Source organism: Streptomyces viridosporus (assembly GCF_002078235.1).
Classification (GTDB): domain Bacteria; phylum Actinomycetota; class Actinomycetes; order Streptomycetales; family Streptomycetaceae; genus Streptomyces; species Streptomyces viridosporus.
Genome location: NZ_MSGP01000748.1, coordinates 1 through 998 on the forward strand (window position 1 = coordinate 1; position 998 = coordinate 998).

The following is a 998-nucleotide window of genomic DNA, read 5'->3' on the forward strand; positions in this document are numbered from 1 at the left end:
TACCCCGGCCGCCCGTGCCGCACCCCGCGCCCGCGCCCCACGACGCCGCGCCGTCCGGCCCCGTACCGCCGGCGCAGCGTCCCGCGCCCGCCCGGATCGACCAGGTGCGGGCGGAACTCGACGAACTCAGCGACTACCTGCGCCGTCAGGACGGACAGCACGGGCAGCCCGGGCAGCACGGCGACCACGAGACCGGAAGGTGACCGTGACGGCGGGACGTGTCGTCGCCGGCCGCTACGAACTGTCCACGCTCATCGGTCAGGGCGGCATGGGACAGGTCTGGACGGCCTACGACCAGCGGCTGGACCGGCGCGTGGCGGTGAAGCTGCTGCGCCCCGACAAGGTGGCCGGGCAGGAGGCCGACGAACTGCGCCGCCGCTTCGTGCGCGAGTGCCGGGTGACCGCACAGGTCGACCACCCGGGCCTGGTCACCGTGCACGACGCGGGCAGCGCGGGCGAGGAGCTGTTCCTCGTCATGCAGTACGTCGACGGCGCCGACCTCGGCGACCACCTCGCCGAACACGACCCGTACCCGTGGCAGTGGGCCGTGGCGGTGGCCGCGCAGCTGTGCGCCGTGCTGAGCGCGGTGCACGCCGTGCCGATCGTCCACCGCGACCTCAAGCCGCGCAATGTGATGGTGAACCAGGACGGCACGGTCACCGTGCTGGACCTCGGGGTCGCCTCCGTCATGGACAGCGACACCACGCGCCTGACGCACACCGGCTCGCCCATCGGCTCGCCCGCCTACATGGCCCCCGAGCAGGCGATGGGCGGTGCGGTCGGCCCGTACACGGACCTGTACGCGCTCGGTGTGCTCCTGCACGAGCTGCTCAGCGGCGACGTGCCGTTCGCCGGCTCTACGGCGCTCGGCGTGCTGCACCGGCACCTGTACGAGCCGCCGCTGCCCGTGCGCCGGATCCGCCCCGAGGTCCCCGAGGCGCTGGAGACGCTGGTGCTGCGGGTCCTTGGCGAGCAGGCGCAGCACCAGCGTCTCCAGC

General features: G+C 73.8%; 1 protein-coding gene and 1 pseudogene. Both read left to right on the forward strand.

All coding sequences use genetic code 11. From position 1 onward, the window contains the following. Nucleotides 1-203 (forward strand): annotated as a pseudogene (locus tag B7L92_RS36970) (hypothetical protein); the annotation flags it as partial. A 65-nt stretch (nt 204-268) separates the two neighbouring features. After that, nucleotides 269-998, forward strand: a 730-nt coding sequence (locus B7L92_RS36975) for a serine/threonine-protein kinase (protein WP_255311325.1), incomplete at its 3' end; no start/stop codon positions are given.